General features: G+C 59.6%; 14 protein-coding genes. 4 read left to right on the top strand and 10 right to left on the bottom strand.

Annotated elements, in window-relative coordinates:
* The first annotated feature begins 204 nt into the window (after window positions 1-204).
* Together ABD112_RS00315 and ABD112_RS00310 are read left to right on the top strand one after the other, a co-directional pair.
* A complete protein-coding gene (locus ABD112_RS00315) occupies window positions 205-603 on the top strand; it encodes a DUF4870 domain-containing protein (protein ID WP_343922157.1) in 399 nt (132 codons plus the stop codon).
* Between the two features lie 106 nt (window positions 604-709).
* Window positions 710-1084, top strand: a complete 375-nt coding sequence (locus ABD112_RS00310) for a DUF4870 domain-containing protein (RefSeq protein ID WP_343922156.1) — start codon at window positions 710-712, stop codon at window positions 1082-1084.
* 15 nt (window positions 1085-1099) lie between these two features.
* On the opposite strand, the gene hemW is transcribed toward ABD112_RS00310, so the two are convergent.
* The gene (gene hemW / locus ABD112_RS00305) at window positions 1100-2350 is read right to left on the bottom strand and encodes a radical SAM family heme chaperone HemW (RefSeq protein WP_343922154.1); all 1251 of its coding nucleotides are present in this window, start codon (window positions 2348-2350) and stop codon (window positions 1100-1102) included.
* Between the two features lie 98 nt (window positions 2351-2448).
* On the opposite strand from hemW, the gene ABD112_RS00300 reads away from it, so the two are divergent.
* The gene (locus tag ABD112_RS00300; RefSeq protein WP_343922152.1) at window positions 2449-3126 is read left to right on the top strand and encodes an HAD family hydrolase; all 678 of its coding nucleotides are present in this window, start codon (window positions 2449-2451) and stop codon (window positions 3124-3126) included.
* A gap of 35 nt (window positions 3127-3161) precedes the next feature.
* Here the strand turns inward: ABD112_RS00300 and ABD112_RS00295 are convergent, their stop codons facing one another.
* The 3 genes from ABD112_RS00295 to ABD112_RS00285 all read right to left on the bottom strand — a co-directional run bounded on the left by ABD112_RS00295 (window position 3162) and on the right by ABD112_RS00285 (window position 6164).
* Complete coding sequence (locus ABD112_RS00295) at window positions 3162-3767, bottom strand: DUF1990 domain-containing protein (RefSeq protein ID WP_343922151.1); 606 nt, start codon at window positions 3765-3767, stop codon at window positions 3162-3164.
* 5 nt (window positions 3768-3772) lie between these two features.
* Entirely contained in the window at window positions 3773-5641 is a 1869-nt protein-coding gene (gene lepA / locus ABD112_RS00290) for a translation elongation factor 4 (protein WP_343922150.1), read from the bottom strand.
* Window positions 5642-5741: 100 nt separating this feature from the next.
* Window positions 5742-6164, bottom strand: a complete 423-nt coding sequence (locus tag ABD112_RS00285; RefSeq protein WP_343922149.1) for a DUF4190 domain-containing protein — start codon at window positions 6162-6164, stop codon at window positions 5742-5744.
* Between the two features lie 410 nt (window positions 6165-6574).
* Here ABD112_RS00285 and rpsT point away from each other — a divergent pair, with 410 nt between their 5' ends.
* A complete protein-coding gene (gene rpsT / locus ABD112_RS00280) occupies window positions 6575-6835 on the top strand; it encodes a 30S ribosomal protein S20 (protein ID WP_343922148.1) in 261 nt (86 codons plus the stop codon).
* A 176-nt stretch (window positions 6836-7011) separates the two neighbouring features.
* Here the strand turns inward: rpsT and holA are convergent, their stop codons facing one another.
* The 6 genes from holA to ABD112_RS00250 form a co-directional block, all read right to left on the bottom strand.
* Window positions 7012-8040 (bottom strand): DNA polymerase III subunit delta, encoded by a 1029-nt coding sequence (gene holA / locus ABD112_RS00275; protein ID WP_343922147.1) that lies wholly within the window; start codon window positions 8038-8040, stop codon window positions 7012-7014.
* Between the two features lie 31 nt (window positions 8041-8071).
* Entirely contained in the window at window positions 8072-10426 is a 2355-nt protein-coding gene (locus ABD112_RS00270; RefSeq protein WP_343922146.1) for a ComEC/Rec2 family competence protein, read from the bottom strand.
* Window positions 10423-11013 (bottom strand): ComEA family DNA-binding protein, encoded by a 591-nt coding sequence (locus tag ABD112_RS00265; RefSeq protein ID WP_343922145.1) that lies wholly within the window; start codon window positions 11011-11013, stop codon window positions 10423-10425. The genes ABD112_RS00270 and ABD112_RS00265 overlap by 4 nt, the downstream gene beginning before the upstream one ends.
* A 153-nt stretch (window positions 11014-11166) precedes the next feature.
* Complete coding sequence (locus ABD112_RS00260; protein ID WP_343922143.1) at window positions 11167-12525, bottom strand: hypothetical protein; 1359 nt, start codon at window positions 12523-12525, stop codon at window positions 11167-11169.
* Window positions 12526-12820: 295 nt separating this feature from the next.
* On the bottom strand, window positions 12821-15460 hold the full coding sequence (leuS, locus tag ABD112_RS00255; RefSeq protein WP_343922141.1) for a leucine--tRNA ligase: 2640 nt from the start codon (window positions 15458-15460) through the stop codon (window positions 12821-12823).
* Window positions 15461-15525: 65 nt separating this feature from the next.
* On the bottom strand, window positions 15526-16950 hold the full coding sequence (locus ABD112_RS00250; protein ID WP_343922139.1) for an anthranilate synthase component I family protein: 1425 nt from the start codon (window positions 16948-16950) through the stop codon (window positions 15526-15528).
* Between the last annotated feature and the right edge of the window lie 4 nt (window positions 16951-16954).

The raw sequence follows: 16954 nt of genomic DNA, 5'->3' as shown, positions 1-16954 counted from the left end.
CCACCTCTCTTGATTGGCACTCAATCCGTTCGACTGCCAATCTTACTCGACACACCGCGACACAACCGTTGCACCGCACAACTCATTAGCGCTACCGTATGTCTGTACTTGGGTGCTACCCCTCCGGGGAAATGCTCAGGTGTGACACCGAGCACTTTGATGAAACCCGGGAACTTCCCTCGTTCACCTGAAAGGCACGAACTCATGACTGACGCAAATCCGCAGCCCGCCGCGCCGCAGCCGGCAGCCCAACTGACCACGGCTGAGGACAACCAGTGGGCGTCCTTCGCTCACCTGGGCGGAATCCTCAGCTTCCTGCCATCACTCATCATTTGGCTGATCTTTAAGGATCGCGGCGCTTTCACCAACGTCGAAGCCAAAGAAGCGCTGAACTTCCAGATCACATTGACCATCGCGCACATCGCGCTTGCAATCCTCGGCTCGATCCTGACCGCTGTCACTTTCGGCATCTTCGGCATCATCCAGGGCTTGCTGTGGTTCGCGCTCGTCGCTGTAGCCATCATCTTCTCGATCATCGGCTTCACGAAGGCCAAGGATGGCAACCACTACCGTTACCCTTTCGCACTTCGCCTCATCAAGTAGCACGATATTTAGTAGCTGAATGAGACTCGGCCCCGGGAGCTTCCACTCTCGGGGCTATTTTTTTGCCCAATGCACGCTTTAGGCCAATGCAGGGTTTAATGGAGTCATGTCAGATTCCACACCCCCCACCAGTTCTCCGTACGCACCGATCCAACCGATGAGTCCGAGCGACGAGAAGCTTTGGTCGACGTTGATTCATGTCGGTGGAATCTTCTTCGGATTCATACCAGCGCTCGTCGGCTACCTCGTGTTCAAGGAACGCGGTCCCTTCGTGCGTGCTCACACTCGCACCGCGCTGAATTTCCAGATCACCATGTACATCGCGATGTTTTTGGGCGCTATTCTCAGCGTCGTCGGTATCGGATTCCTGATCATTGCTGCCGTTGCGATTATCATCGTCATCTTCAGCATCGTCGCCGCAATCGCCTCGAACAATGGGCAGGCGTACAGCTACCCGCTCACGTTCCAGTTCATTAAGTAACTCGAATTCACCGCTCTAAATAGGGGCGTCACCTAGCAATCGCCGCACCACGGCATCCGCGAGCAGGCGCCCCTTTAGCGTGAGCTCAATCGTTCCGCTCAGTGCAGCACGCGCATCCACGAGTTCGTCGGCGATGAGACCAGCCACCGCCTGGCGGCCATCCGCATCGAGGGTGTTGATGTGCAGACCGTTGCGCACGCGGGTGCGCAACAAGACGTGCTCTAAGTATTTGCTCGAGTCCGCGAGCGTCTCTCTGCCCGCTCCCGGCGAGTGTCCGGCGGCAATACGGTCGGCATACGCCGCCGGGTGCTTCACATTCCACCAGCGCACTCCGCCAACGTGGCTGTGTGCGCCGGGGCCAACACCCCACCAGTCGTTGCCCAGCCAGTAGCCCAGGTTGTGGCGACTGGTATTGCTGACGTCAGGATCATTGCTGGCCTTGCCCCAGTTGCTGACCTCGTACCATTCATAACCCGCAGCACTGAGCTTCTGCTCGGCCAGCTCGTACATGTCAGCCTGCAGGTCATCATCGACAGGTGCGACGACACCGCGGCGAATTTGTGCCGCCAACTTGGTACCCGTCTCGATGATGAGAGCGTAAGCAGAAATGTGATCAGGGCTCTGCGCGATAGCGTGATCTAGTGAGCGCTCCCAATCTGCCAAGCTCTCCCCCGGAGTGCCATAGATCAGGTCGAGACTCACATCGAGCCCCACCTCGCGCGCCCACGTCACCACGTGAGGAACTCGTTCGGGATCATGAGTGCGCTCAAGCGTTGCGAGCACGTGCGGCACCGCTGACTGCATCCCGAAAGACACACGGCTGAAGCCGGCCTCCTTGAGCGCCAGCAAATAATCTCGGTCAACAGAATCGGGGTTCGCCTCAGTGGTGATTTCGACATCCGGCGTGAAGCCCCACGTGTCGCGCGCAGCAGCAAGCATGCGCGTCAGGTCAGTCACGGGAAGCAAGGTTGGTGTGCCGCCACCGAAGAACACCGTCGACGCTTCTCGAGGAGCAACGCCCGCCTGCGACAGCACGGTGGATGCCAGCGCCATCTCAGCGATAGCTTCCGTAGCGTAGTCAGACCGCTTGGCCCCGCGCAGCTCTTCACTCGTATAGGTGTTGAAGTCGCAGTACCCGCAGCGAACGCGGCAGAACGGAACATGAATGTACACGCTCCACGGGCGGCTCTCAGAACCGACCGCCGCGCTGTCGGGGAGCGCGCCATCGAGAGGTGCTGGATCGGCAATGGGCAAAGCACCTGGCACGAACGATTCCCCTAAGCAGCTGATGACGAAAGTGTCTCGCAGCTAGTGCATGCAGACACTCGTCAATTGTCGCACCCCGTGCGTGGGAGCATGTAACGGTGAAAACGCACATTCTGTGGGACATCGACGGCACGCTCATCCACAACTCTCGTGACGGAACGACTGTCTATCTCGACGCATTCACGCGCGTCACTGGGGCCCCACCGCGCCGCCGCATCACGAACCCTCACGGAATGACTGAGGGCCAGCTTCTCGCGAAGCTGCTCGAGCTCAACGGCCATCCCAGCACGATGCTGGATGACCTGCTGAACGAACTCGATGGGCGTACACGCGCCCAGCACGACAGCGGATTTGTGCGGGAAGCTGTTGCAGGCGGACCGCAGGCACTTCGGCGCGTGTCAAGCCGTGGATGGACAAACTCACTGCTGACCGGCAACGGGCCCCAGCACTCTCGCTACAAACTGTTGGCGGCCGGCTACTCAATCGACGACTTCAACTGGCAAAGCTCGTTCTTTGGCGATCGCTCGCCAGATCGTCACCACCTCACATCGCTGGTTGCACCATTGCTCGGCGAGGGCACCAACGTCATCATCGGCGACACCCCCAATGATGGGCTCGCCGCAGACTCCGCAGCGTTGCCATTTATCGCCGTAGCGACAGGTGCCTACTCGGTTGCCGACCTCCGCGGCACAAACGCGCTCCTCGTCGTTGACAACCTAGAGACGGGCATCGACGACCTGCTCGGCACAATCGCCGAGCTCACCCAGCGCGGCTAAAGTGCAGCTCTCAGCGGTAGGTCCTGATGCCAGGCCTAGTCCTTGGGACTCGGCGAAGGAATAGCGCCCGCCAGCGCACGCAAATAGCGGCCGACAACGATGGACTGCAAGATTCGCAGAGCGGGTGAGAGCAACATCCATTTCGTCGATGCCGGTCGTGAAAACGAGCGAACAGTGATCCAAATCGAGTTGTCTGCTCGACGCTCGACCATGAATGACTCCTCGCCGCGTAGCGGATGGCCCTCAAGCGTTCCGTAGGCGAACCCAGCAACCTTTGGCTTGTCGACGACATACACAACACGCACCGGCTCGTGGGCAATGAACGGGCGGCGACCAACGGAAAGAACAATGGTGTCACCGGGGCGAACCCTGGGATGCGAATCGTTGTCGTGCGACAGATCAAGCGAGTCACCGGCGGGATCGCGCGGCAATAGGGTCACGCCAAAGCCGCTGCGGCGCTTCACACCCCACGTCAGAATCTGTTGGTGCGCGAAAGCCCAGCGCTTTTCCCCATGCCCGATTCGGGCAGTACGCTCGACACGACGAAAGCCTGCCGGGGGAAGAACAGTAAAAGTGCTGCCGCGCGTGGCACCCACCGCGCCGTACGTAACGGGCGCATTGGGGTAGGTGCGGGCATCCACTTCGCCTACTTCTTCTCTTTGCCGGCTTCGACTTCACCAGACAGTGCCGCAATAAAGGCAGCCTGCGGAACCTCGACGCGACCGACCATCTTCATGCGCTTCTTGCCCTCTTTTTGCTTCTCGAGGAGCTTGCGCTTGCGACTAATGTCGCCGCCATAACACTTAGCCAAAACGTCTTTGCGCATCGCCCGAATCGACTCACGAGCAATAATACGTGCGCCAATTGCGGCCTGAATGGGAACCTCAAACTGCTGGCGCGGGATCAGATTCTTCAAACGCTCGGTCATCAGCACGCCATAGGTATACGCCTTTTCGCGGTGCACAATCGCGCTGAACGCATCGACAGCTTCACCCTGAAGCAGAATGTCGACCTTCACGAGATCGGCCTCTTGATGACCGCTGGGCTCATAGTCGAGACTGGCGTAGCCCTGCGTGCGGCTCTTCAAGTGATCGAAGAAGTCGAAGACAATCTCGCCGAGAGGCATCGTGTAGTGAAGCTCAACACGGTCGGTGCCGACATATTCCATGCCCTGCATGGTGCCGCGACGTGACTGGCAGAGCTCCATAACCGTTCCGACAAAGTCCTTTGGAGTCAAAATGGATGCCTTCACCATCGGCTCGCTTACACTAGCGATCTTTCCGCCAGGGAACTCACTGGGGTTCGTGACGGTAGTGACATTCTTGTCATCGCCAATGACTTCGTAGATTACCGAAGGAGCGGTGGCAATCATGTCGAGGTTGAACTCGCGCTCAAGACGCTCACGCACGATCTCCAAGTGCAGCAACCCTAAGAATCCACAACGGAAACCGAAACCCAACGCAACAGACGTCTCAGGTTCGTAGACGAGAGCAGCATCTGACAGCTTCAGTTTGTCGAGTGCCTCACGCAGCACCGGATAGTCGGAACCGTCAATGGGGTAGAGGCCCGAGAACACCATCGGCTTCGGCTCGGAATAACCCTTAAGCGGCTGCGTCGACGGCTTGGCGAAGTTAGTGACCGTGTCACCGACCTTGCTGAGGCGAACATCCTTCACACCGGTGATGAGATAACCCACCTCACCGACGCCGAGACCCTTCGTCGGTGTCGGCTCAGGCGAGCTCACACCGATCTCAAGCAATTCATGAGCCGACTTCGTCGACATCATCATGACCTTTTCGCGCGGCGACATTTTGCCGTCAATCATGCGGACGTAGGTAATAACTCCACGATACGAGTCGTAAACCGAGTCAAAAATCATTGCGCGGGCAGGAGCGGATGGGTCGCCAACCGGGGCAGGAATCAACCGTGTTGCTTCATCGAGCAGCTCAGAAACGCCAACCCCCGTCTTGCCAGATACACGGAGAACCGTCGAAGGATCGCAGCCGATCAGACCAGCGATCTCGTCGGCGTACTTGTCGGGATCAGCAGCAGGCAAGTCAATTTTGTTCAGCACCGGAATGATCGTCAGATCGTTCTCCATCGCCAAATAGAGGTTTGCGAGCGTCTGTGCCTCAATGCCCTGCGCCGCATCCACCAAAAGAATTGCGCCCTCACAGGCAGCCAGCGAACGCGACACCTCATAGGTGAAGTCAACGTGGCCAGGCGTGTCAATCATGTTCAGCGCATACGACTGCTCTTTGCCGTTCTCATCAGTGAGAGCCCACGGCATGCGAACAGCTTGGCTCTTGATCGTGATGCCGCGCTCACGCTCGATATCCATACGGTCGAGGTACTGGGCCCGCATATCGCGGTCGCTGACAACCCCCGTGACCGACAGCATGCGGTCAGCGAGGGTGGACTTGCCATGATCGATATGCGCAATGATGCAAAAGTTGCGGATAAACGCAGGATCGGTCGAAGCAGGCTCAAGTGTGTAAGAGGCGCGAGGAGACATCCGCCCAATTCTCCCACGTGCGCGACGATCCTGCGCGCACGTGGCTCAAACGACAGGCAGACATAGGGTTAGGCGGCCGCTACGTCGACTCTAAGGGGCTCTAGGACGCGGCGAAGAAGAGAAACGGCAGCGAAATCAACGCGCCGGCAACCACAACAACAACCCAGCCGAAAGTAGCGACGGACGCCAACACAATTCCCCAGATAGAGAAGCTGCGTCCCGCGGGCTCATCCCGAAGGCCAAACACGCCCAAAACGACGGCAGCCAGAGGCACGACGACACTTTGAGCGAAGAAGAACGACGCAATACCCAAGCTCAAAGCGAGAATGCTCATCGTGCGAGAAGCGCAAGGGGCGGATGCTGGAAGTGACGAACCCTGCTGGGTGGATGCTGGAAGTGCAGTATCGGTCGGCATAGCTTGCTCGTCGGGTGTCGAGTTCGCACGTGCGCCATCTTGGTCTGTCGCGGCAAGCGCCACTAAGGACGAATCAAAAGCGGAATCAGAAATAGTTGAAGAAGTCATACCTAAACGATAGAAAACAGAGAGCGGCCGAGGAATCGGGGTAACCCCCGGAACCGTAGGCGGATAACGAGTAGGTATGGGTTTGAGGCCGAGGTGCATGGCGTGGCAAACAGGCAGTGAAACCTCAGTTGCAGTAACGTTGAAGGGTAGGCTTAGGAGTCCGAGCAAACTTGGTTTGTTTTGACTTGGGAGGCTCCGCAAGAGCCCGAGCAAACGTAGTTTGCCCGGCGCTGGGGTCGCACAATTGCTCCGCAATTGCCATAGCTCCACCGCGCTGGTAATGTTGCCTGTTGGCTTATGCATATGGTTCTTCGTCGAACAGTATGCGCATCGCGGCCGGGAATCAGAACACCGATTCTCTTCCACGGCCGCCCACCATCTCTGATCCACAAACAAGAAAGCACCTCAACGTGGCAAATATTAAGTCGCAGATCAAGCGCATCGGCACCAACAAGAAGGCACAAGACCGCAACCGCCAGGTCAAGAGCCAGGTCAAGACCGCCATCCGCGCAACCCGCGCAGCGATCAAGGCTGGCGACAAAGACACCGCGCTCGCGAACCTGAAGGTCGCCGCCAAGTCGCTCGACAAGGCCGCCGGCAAAGGCGTCCTACACAAGAACCAGGCAGCGAACCGCAAGTCGGCCATCGCCAAGCAGGTTGCAGCACTCTAAAGACCTTTGATCGGCATACCGCCGAACACAACAAACGCCCCCACCGTTCGCGGCTGGGGGCGTTTGTTGTTAGGTCGCTTGCGGTTGGGGCGTATGTTGTTGAGTCGCTTGCGGTTAGGTCGCTTGTCGCTAGGGCGTATGTCGCTAGGGCGTATGTCGTCGAGCGCCGCAGTTAGCTAGCGGATGCCGCGAGCCGCCACGACAGAGATCATGCGTTCAAGCGCAAAGACAGGGTCGCGCCCCAAACCTTTGACCTGAGCATCCGTATCGGCAATTGCCTCAATGGCGGAGCCAAGCCCCGCATCACTCCAGCCCCGCAAATCTTTCATAGCGCGCTCTGCTTGCCACGGTGCCATCCCGAAAGTCTTCGCTGCCTGACCCGACGACATTGAGCCGCCGGAGAGCTTCGCCATCGTTCGAACCTTGGAGGCGAACGCAGCCACGATCGGCACCGGGTCTGCCCCAGAGGCCAGCGCATGACGCAACAAGACAAGAGCCTCGCCTGAACGACCCGCGATCGCAGAATCAGCAACCTTAAATGCGCTAGTTTCGACCCGCCCAGAGTAGTAGCGAGCAACAGTTGACTCGTTAATTTCATCCGCATCGTCGGCAATGAGCTGCTGGCAGGCAGCCGCAAGCTCGGCGAGGTCAGCGGAGAACGCAGACACGAGAGTGTGCAGTGCGCCCGGCGTCACTCGTCGACGTTGGGTAGCGAACTCGGCGGCCGCAAAGTCGTACTTATCTGAGTCTCTTTTGAGATCGATGCACACGACCTCGATTCCGCCGCCCGTGCCTGCACGGATTGCGTCAAGAAGCTTCTTGCCGCGAACTCCCCCGGCGTGACGCAGCACCACATAGGTGTCGTCTGCCGGGGCATCCAGATACTTCAACGTCTCAGTGATGAAGGCGTCGGAACACTTTTCGACGTTCGTGATGCGGATCATTCGCGGCTCGCTGAAAAGCGACGGGCTCGCCAAACTGATGAGTTCACCTGGGGCGTATTGGTCTGCCTCGAGATCGCTCACTTCAAGGCTGGGGTCTTCTACCTTGAGGGTGTCGCGCAGCAACCTAATTGCACGGTCGGCAAGAAAACCTTCGGTGCCACTGACGAGCACGATTGGTGCTGGGCGCACATTGTTCCACGTCAATTGTGGGATAGCGACCTTCGACTTTGCCGGCGATCGTGCTGGGGGCTTAGCGGCCACGAGACTCCTCACTTAGTACTGCGACCCCAGCCTATCCTTGCCCGCCGACGTGCCGTTCCGACCATAACCGAACCGCGCCAGGCCGGGTCGCCGGCGATACCAACACAAGCCCGTCTGTGTCGCTTCGCATTGCCAGGATCCCGGCCTCGGCGAGCATGCCCAATGCATCGGCAGTCGGATGCCCATAGCCGTTCTCGGCTCCGACACCCACCAACCCCACAGTGGCGTTGAGCGCGGCATAGAGGGGCGGGTATTGATCGGCGGACCCGTGATGACTGACTTTGACGACATCCACTCTCGAGAGTTTGTGCTCGCCCACGAGTCTCGCCTGCGCACTCTCTCCGAGGTCACCGAGGAACACGGAACTGAGGCACTGGCGCTCACAATCGGGCCGAGGCAGAAACTCAAGGATAACGCTCGCATCGTTTCCTGGATCGATGCCTGCAAGTCGCTCGCCTGGCCACAACACGCTCCAACGCAGCTCACCGAGCGAGCCGCGATCTCCCGTACTGGCAGGCAGCACTTGAGCACCCGCTGCTTCGAAGGCATCGAGTAGCGCGACATCCTGCGCAGACGCCGTCGGGCCGACCAGCACAGTGTCAGCTCGACCGAGCACCGCCTCGGCGCCACCAACATGGTCGTGGTCAAAGTGTGTGAGCACCAGTAGATCAATTCGGTCGACGCCCAGGCGTGTGAGGCACACGTCGAGACGCTCGGGATCGGGCCCGGTGTCGATCAGGGCGGTTCGCTCTCCGCTGCGCACGACTACAGCGTCCCCCTGACCGACATCGCACTGGGCAAACTGCCAATCTTTGGGCCAGGACAGCGCCGCGCTCACCCCGAGGCCTGCGGCAGCAGCGCCCGCGAGCGCTGTGACGACGACGAGTACGGAGAGGGCTCGACGGCGCCACGGCTGTTTCATCACTAGTGCCGCCAGCAGTAGCACGGTGATGATACTGAGCGCGACGACACCTACCCAGCCCTCCCACCACGGGATACGCGTTCCCGGAGCATTCGCAAAGAAGGTCGCCACAGCGGCCACCCACGCCGAGGGCAGCCAGGCGATCCATATCAGGCCAATGCCGAGGGGCGGGAAGACGGTGAGCGCCACACAGGCCGCCAGACCCACCACTGTGGCGACGGGCGCCGCGGGGGCAGCGAGCACGTTAGCGAGCACCCCATAGGTGGGCAGCGTGGGCTGCAACAGCAACAGCACTGGCTGGCAGGCGAGTTGCGCTGCGAGCGGCACTGCCACGACGAGTGACAGCCACCGCGGTAACCAGCGGTCCAGCAGTTGAGCCAGGGGTTCGGCAAACAGCAGCAGACCAGCCGTTGCGAAGACCGACAGCGCGAACGCGAAGTTGCGCGACAGCCACGGGTCAAACACCAGGAGGCTGATCGCGGCGAGTGAGAGCACAGCCATGCCGCGAATCGGTCGCCCACTGCCCAACGCGATGAGCACCAGTGTCGCCATGAGAGCCGCCCGAAGAACACTAGGGTCTGGAGTGACCACAACCACGAATGCGAGTAGCACGAGCACGGAGAGCGCGATCCTCAGCACTCGATGAGCGCCGAGTCTGCCACCAAGGGCCATGATCAGCCCAACCACAATCGCGCAGTTTGCTCCGGACACCGCCGTGAGGTGACTCAGCGAGCTGGTCTTCATAGCGGCATCCAACTCTTCGTTGACCGCCGAGGTATCGCCGATCGCGAGCCCTCCGATGAGTTGCCCACCACCGCCGGGGAGGACCTGGGCTGCGGTGGCAAACGTGCGCCGAAGCTGGTTAGCCCATTCGATCGACTCGGCCGGATCGGCCCGCCACTGCGCGTCTTCGGAGGCAAACACCAGCACCGCTCGCCCATCACCCGGCTCAGTTGCCGTGAGTGTAGCTACGACTGAGAACTCGACTCCAATCCCCCATTCGTCGCCCTCCGGCTCCATCTCTGAGCCGTTTGTACCCTTCACGCCGAACCGATCGCTGTCATGAAAGACCAGCGCAGGAGAACTCAGGGGCACCGACTGCCCGTCGACGATCACCGATGACAGTTGCGCCTGAAAGTACTCAAGATCGGCACGAACTGCGGAGGTGGTCGTGCCCCACACTTCTACCTGGACGTGACGAGCGGCAAGGTCGCTCAGGGCTTCCGGCTGACGAAGATCTGCGTGCAGCGCGACGGCGGTCGAACAAAGGGCTGCCAGCGCGCACGCGAGACCAAAGCTGGCCAACAACTGGCGCCGAGAGACGAGCGCGGCAGCGGTCGTGACTCCAGCGGAAAGCCACAGCACAACGGCGCTCGCGACAGCCCACTGCGGGACACCGATCAGAAGCACCGCGACCAACCATGCGACAGCGACCGGGACGCTCAACCTCAGATCGAGGCTCATACAGTGATCAGCTCGCGGAGACCCTCGAATGTCTTGTCGCCGAATCCGGAGACATTGCGCAGGTCGTCGATGGTCGTGAATCGACCATTGGCATCCCGCCACGCCAAGATTCGGGCTGCCATCGCCGGGCCGACCCTAGGCAGTGTGTCGAGCGCGGCCGCATCTGCCGTGTTTAGATTCACTCGCGAATCGGATGCCGCACCATCCGGCGCCTGCTCGCCTTCTTCGGGCACGGAAAACTGTTCGCCATCGGTCAGCAGCCGCGCAAGATTGAGCTCTTCACGATTGGCAGTCTCAGTGAAACCGCCGGCGGCAGCAATCGCGTCAATGACGCGAGCACCATCCGCGAGCTCGAAGAGGCCCGGCCGCGCAACTGCCCCGGTGACATGCACGAAAACTGATGGTGAACTGTGCGAAAATTCGCCGTCAGACTCCCCCAGCTCACTCCGCGAGATCTCTGCCGACTCTGGCCTTGCAGTGAGCGCTGTGGCGAGCACTGCGCAGCCAAGCGCGACCAACACGAGCACAACGACTGCCCCGACGCGCAACCGCAATCGGGCGCGTCTGGCCTGCTCAAACTCTTCCACGCACAGAAACTACGCGCGCCGCGGTTGCCCCAACGCGCGCAGTCTCTAAATGTGGAGTTGCTTATCCTTCGGTGGGCTGTTGACGAGTCGCGGGCGAGCAAGCGCCTCGTAGCAATATGCTAGCCGCTTGGTTCGGCATCAACTGCAACGAGTTCAACGAACCCGTACCCACTCAACCGTCACTCCTTCAGGCAGTTCAGGAGTTTCGCCGGCATCCCATGGTCGATATTCGTGTCCCTGCCCTTGAGGCGATGGCCATCCATAGAAGCCGATATTCGTCGAGTATGGAGACCCTCCGAATACTTCGCTCGGACGGACTTCCTGCCCGTCCTTAATCCACACTTGTTTCAGTTCGCCTGTGATGCCGCCTCGAAAACCTGGGCCAATAATCGCAGGGTACGGCTCGGTCCAGAGAACTGTGATTAACAAGGGCACGCTCAGGAGAGAAAGGACAACCATGCTGGTCTTGAGCGAAACGTTGGCGCCGGCCTCCGTTCTCAAGGACTTGATAACGGTGTAGGCGATGACAATCCCCATGAGGAAGGCAAACACCCAAAACATGGGCACCTTCAGACCAAACGGCCCAAAAGTAACTGCGCCACCAATGAGAGGTCCCAAGTTGGCGATGATGACGGTGGCAAGGAGTAGTCCCCCGGCCACCACGTAAGTAAGCTTCTCAACTGCCTTGATGGCAAGGGGAAGTAGCGCCAGGTACACCGGAAACAGTTCGGAAAAGTTGATTCCGAAAAGCAAAACTACCCCGATGTTGAATGACAAGCACATCAAGAGGGCAACTGCTACCGTCCGCCTGAAAAATAGGAGAGGCAGGATCGAACATTCGAGTAGCACTGTTAGCCAGTCGAGTAGTTCGAGTGGTGCGCCTGAGAAGTCGCTCAACCAGCTTGCAAGAACAGTTTCTACACCATAGTTGGTTTGATAAAAGGCTAGCCACCCTGCGGTTGCCGAGTAGTCGAGATCGAGCCAACCGGTGGACGCCTTAAGTATTCCGGAGGTCAAGAAGAAGAACCCGACGAACAATGCCAGAACATCAAGCCGTGGGGGAAGGTACCTTTCCGGGCGAAGTGAGAGTCTTGTTCCCCACGACCGGGCGAGAAATAACGGCAAGAGGTATAGGAGAACGTCGTGGTCGATTTTGCCGGTAGAGAACCGAATGCCAGCCAAAACAATGAAAAGGATCGGCACGACGTAACTTACTAGCGCAGTGCGATATCCGATAAGGAGGAGCATCAAGCCCAAGGTAGCTGCGACTTGCAGCCCAAAGATAATGATCCCGTTCGGCGCCGAGTTGAGGAGCATGAAGGGGCCAAGCGGCGGGTTGAAGTAAGTTTCGGGAAGCGCCTCGACCGCAATCGCACTCTTCACCGAACCAAAAGTTAGGAGATACCAAGCAAAAAGTATTCGGACGGCCGACAGCCACCCCTCGCGTTTTCCGTCAGCGGTAGCCATCATCGAAGAAGGAGCACGAACGCTGTGCTGCGATCGAGGTGTCACGAACAATTCGCTTCTACTGAGGGGACGATGGTACGCCCGTTCTCGGCGTCGGTACCGAAACCTGCGACGCTGAACCGGGGTGAACGCCACTCACGAAGGTATAGGCATGCGTCGTGGAGCAGCGTGCCGATTGTCATGAGGAATATCCTAGTTGGTTAGGCACCCCGGACTCGATTGACAAGTCGCGAACAATTCGCCAGATCGACAGAACGACAGAACGACAAACTCTTCCACGCACAGAAACTACGCGCGCCGCGGTTGCCCCAACGCGCGCAGTCTCTAAATGTGGAGTTGCTTATCCTTCGGTGGGCTGTTGACGAGTCGCGATGTTGACGAGCTTCGGAGCGCGAACGATAACCTTCACGATCTCTCGATCGCCAACAGTGCGCTTGACCGCTTCAGAAGCCATAGCAAGTGCTTCGAGGTCCGCAGCATCGATCTTGGGCGATACCTCAAGACGATCGCGCACCTTGCCATCAACTTGCACGACAGCCGTAACCGACTCCTCAACAAGAAGCGACGGGTCTGCCTTGCGCCAGCCTGCGAGCGCGACAGTGGGCTCGTAGCCAAGCTTCTCCCACATCTCTTCGGCGGTGTGCGGAGCAAACAGGCTGAGGGCGATCGTGATGACTTCTGCGGCTTCACGCACCGCAGCATCCTCGCCACCGGCGCCGGTGTCGATCACCTTGCGAGTCGTGTTGACGAGGTCCATGATGCGCGCGACCAAGACGTTGAACTTTAGCGACTCGGCAAGCCCTGGCCCATCGGCCAAGAATCGATGAGTGGCGCGACGGAGAGCAACATCGCCCGTCTTCCACTCAATTTCGGGTGCGCTCGTCACGTCTCGTACGAGCCGGAAGGCGCGCGCCAAGAACTTGTGCGATGCGGGAGGCGATACGTCTTCCCAGTTGATGTTGTCCTCGGGTGGCCCGGCAAACGCGAGAGTCAAGCGGAGCGCATCGGCGCCATGCTCGGCAATCTCACCGGAGAAGGTGACGGCCTTACGGCTGCGCTTCGACATCTTCTTGCCCTCAGAGAGCACCATGCCCTGATTGAGCAGGGCACTGAATGGCTCGGTGAAGCTCACGTAGCCAAGGTCGAAGAGCACCTTGGTGATGAAGCGCGAGTACAGCAAGTGCAGAATCGCGTGCTCGACACCGCCGACGTATTGGTCGACCGGTGCCCACTTTTCAGCCTCTGCCTGGTCAAACGCTTTGTCGGGGTCATTCGGCGAAAGGAACCGCAAGAAGTACCACGAGCTATCGACGAAAGTGTCCATCGTGTCGGCGTCGCGCAGAGCTGGACTGCCATCGCGCGGGTCGGTGACGTTGATCCACTCTTCGGCGGCAGCAAGCGGTGATTTGCCTTTGGGCTTCAGGTCGAGGCCCTCGGTCGATGGCAATTCAACGGGCAGCTGGTCGAAGGGAACAGGAATCAGTTCGCCGTCAGAGCCGTGGATGATCGGGATGGGGGTACCCCAGAAACGTTGACGGCTAATCAGCCAGTCGCGCAAACGGTACGTCTTTGCCGCCCGGCCCGTTCCTGCTGCTTCAAGTTGCTCAACGATCTTCTTGATCGCATTGCTCTTGCTGAGACCATCAAGCGGCCCAGAGTTGATCATGCGGCCATCGCCCTGCAACGACGTGCCTGTTTCGCGGGGATTCAGCGGAGGCAGATCATCCGGAAGGATCGCCATGCCGTTTTCGTCGAGCTCGAGAACAGGAATTGCGCCAGTGATGGGTGCATTCGTGTCAAGCACAACTCGCACCGGCAGGTCGAATTTGATTGCGAATTCAAGGTCACGCTGGTCGTGTGCAGGCACAGCCATAACTGCGCCGTGCCCGTAATCGGCGAGCACATAGTCGGCCGCCCAAATCGGGATACGTTCGCCCGTTACCGGGTTAATAGCAAAGCGGTCGAGCGGGATGCCGGTCTTCGTGCGGCTAGCATCCTTGCGCTCAATTTCGGTCTGCTTCTGGGTCTGCTTAAGGTAGCTAGCGAATGACGCCTTCACGTCGTCGCTGGCATTCTCAACAAGTTCGGCAGCAAGATCGCCGTCGGGGGCAACCACCATGAAGGTGACGCCGTACAGGGTGTCGGGGCGGGTCGTAAAGACCGTAACGGTGCGATTCGGCGCTGTGGCGCCGGACGCGGAGCCATGCTCCGCGCCCTCGATCTCGAAGTCGACATCCGCACCGATCGAGCGACCAATCCAGTTGCGCTGCATCGAGAGCACCTTGGAAGGCCAGGCACCCTCAAGCTGGTTGAGGTCGTCGAGCAGACGGTCGGCGTAATCGGTGATCTTCAAGTACCACTGAGTGAGCTTCTTCTTGACGACAACAGCGCCAGAACGCTCAGAGGTACCGTCAGCGAGAACCTGCTCGTTCGCCAGCACCGTCTGGTCTACCGGGTCCCAGTTGACCCAAGAATCCTTGCGATACGCGAGCCCCTTTTCGTACATTTTGAGGAACAACCACTGGTTCCACTTGTAGTATTCGGGGTCGCTCGTGTGCAACACACGATCCCAATCGAACGAAACTCCGTAGAGCTTCATGCTTTTCTTCTGCTGCTCGATGTTGTCGTAAGTCCAGCCGCGAGGGTCAATGCCGCGCTCTATCGCTGCGTTCTCTGCAGGAAGGCCGAAGGAATCCCATCCGATGGGGTGAAGCACGTTGAAGCCGCGCTGGCGCCAGTAGCGAGCAGCAATATCACCGAAGGCGTATGCCTCAGCGTGACCCATGTGCAGGTCGCCAGAGGGGTAAGGGAACATGTCGAGAATGTACTTGCGGGGCCGCTTGTCGTTGGGGTCGCTGGTGGCGAACGGCTTTAGCTCGTCCCACTTGGCCTGCCACTTCGCATGGATGGCCGCGACATCGTAGTCAGGGGCAGCATCGCGATCATCGTGTGTACCAGCGAAGTTGGGCTGCTCAGTCACGTAAACACTCTCAATTCGTTGCGGGGAAGATCTAAGATTAGCCAACCCAAGGACGCAAAGCCGAATCACTCCGCGTGAACGCCCAACACCGCCAGAAGCGCGGCAGCTTTCAGCTTCACTTCGGCAAGTTCTTCGGTAGGCACAGAGAGGGCTGTGATACCGCCACCGGCCCCAATTGTGGAGCCCCGGTCATCCATCACAATGGAGCGGATGACCATAGCCAGGTCAACAGCACCGTCAAGCCCCACAAAGCCGAACACCCCGGAATAAATGCCTCGCGGAGAGCGCTCAAGAGAGTCAAGGATGAGGGTGGCGGAGTGCTTTGGCGCGCCAGTCATTGAACCCGCCGGGAACGAGGCTGCGATTGCTTCGACAGTACTCACATCGGCCCGGAGGCGCCCGCTTACGGTGCTCACCAGCTGGTGCACCGTCGCATAGCTTTCCACCTCGAACAGCTTCGGGACGACAACCGACCCCACCTCGCAGACCCGACCGAGATCGTTGCGCATGAGATCGACGATCATGAGATTCTCAGCGCGTTCTTTGTCACTCGCGAGCAGCTCTGCCTTCAATCGATCGTCTTCGACCGGATCTGAGTCACGTCGCCGGGTGCCCTTAATGGGTTTGGTCTCGATCACCCCGGCTGGGTCGATCGATAGGAACTGCTCGGGTGATGAGCTCAAGAGCGCGACACCCCCGGCCTGCACGAACCCACCATGGTGGCTGGGATTCGCTGCCCGCAGCGCGAGGTAGGTCTGCACCGGATCGGCGGCCGGCTCAACACGCACGTTGGTCGTCAAACACAGCTGGTAGGCCTCTCCTTCAACGATCGCGTGCTGACACTGCGCAATCATTTCCAAATACTGGATGTCATTGTCTCGCCAGGTAGCAACGGGTGCTTCGCGTGGGCCGCTTGGGCTGCCCTGGCCGCTTGTGTCGGGTGGACCGCTCTGAGCACTCGGCTGGGGGCGGTCGCCATACTGTGCCGCACGCACCACAAGGCCTTCCATCTGCTCACGCCACTGCTGGAGCTCTCCCGTCCAGCCGCCCCCCAGCGCCATCAAACTGAGGCTCTGCGACTCGTGATCGACCACGATCACCCTGTCGACCCACAACCAGGCCGCGTCAGGAGTGGAAGCGTGCGACCGGATCGCAACATCCATCGACTCCCCGCGCAGCTCGTACCCGAGCCACCCGACCCAGCCGAGGCGAAATCCGGGCGGCGCATCTGAAAAGTCGATGTCGGCCGCAATAAACTCGCGGCGCATCCACTCAAAAACTGGCTCCCCAAGTTCGGTGCTCAGAACCGCGCGTGAGGACACTGCCAAATAACTGCGCCCCGACACCGCCGATACCCCGCTATCTAGCCAGACCGCACCCTGGGTGCTCGAGTCATGCGCGCTAACGCGCTGTGTCGCCATTAGTTCCGCAAATACGGCAGCGGGGTCGGCAGAGGTCGCCAAGTCAGCAGAGAGAACGCGAGAGCGCATAACC

The sequence above is a fragment of the Rhodoglobus aureus genome (assembly GCF_039527955.1).
Classification (GTDB): domain Bacteria; phylum Actinomycetota; class Actinomycetes; order Actinomycetales; family Microbacteriaceae; genus Rhodoglobus; species Rhodoglobus aureus.
This window is presented reverse-complemented; position numbering and strand designations above follow the sequence as displayed.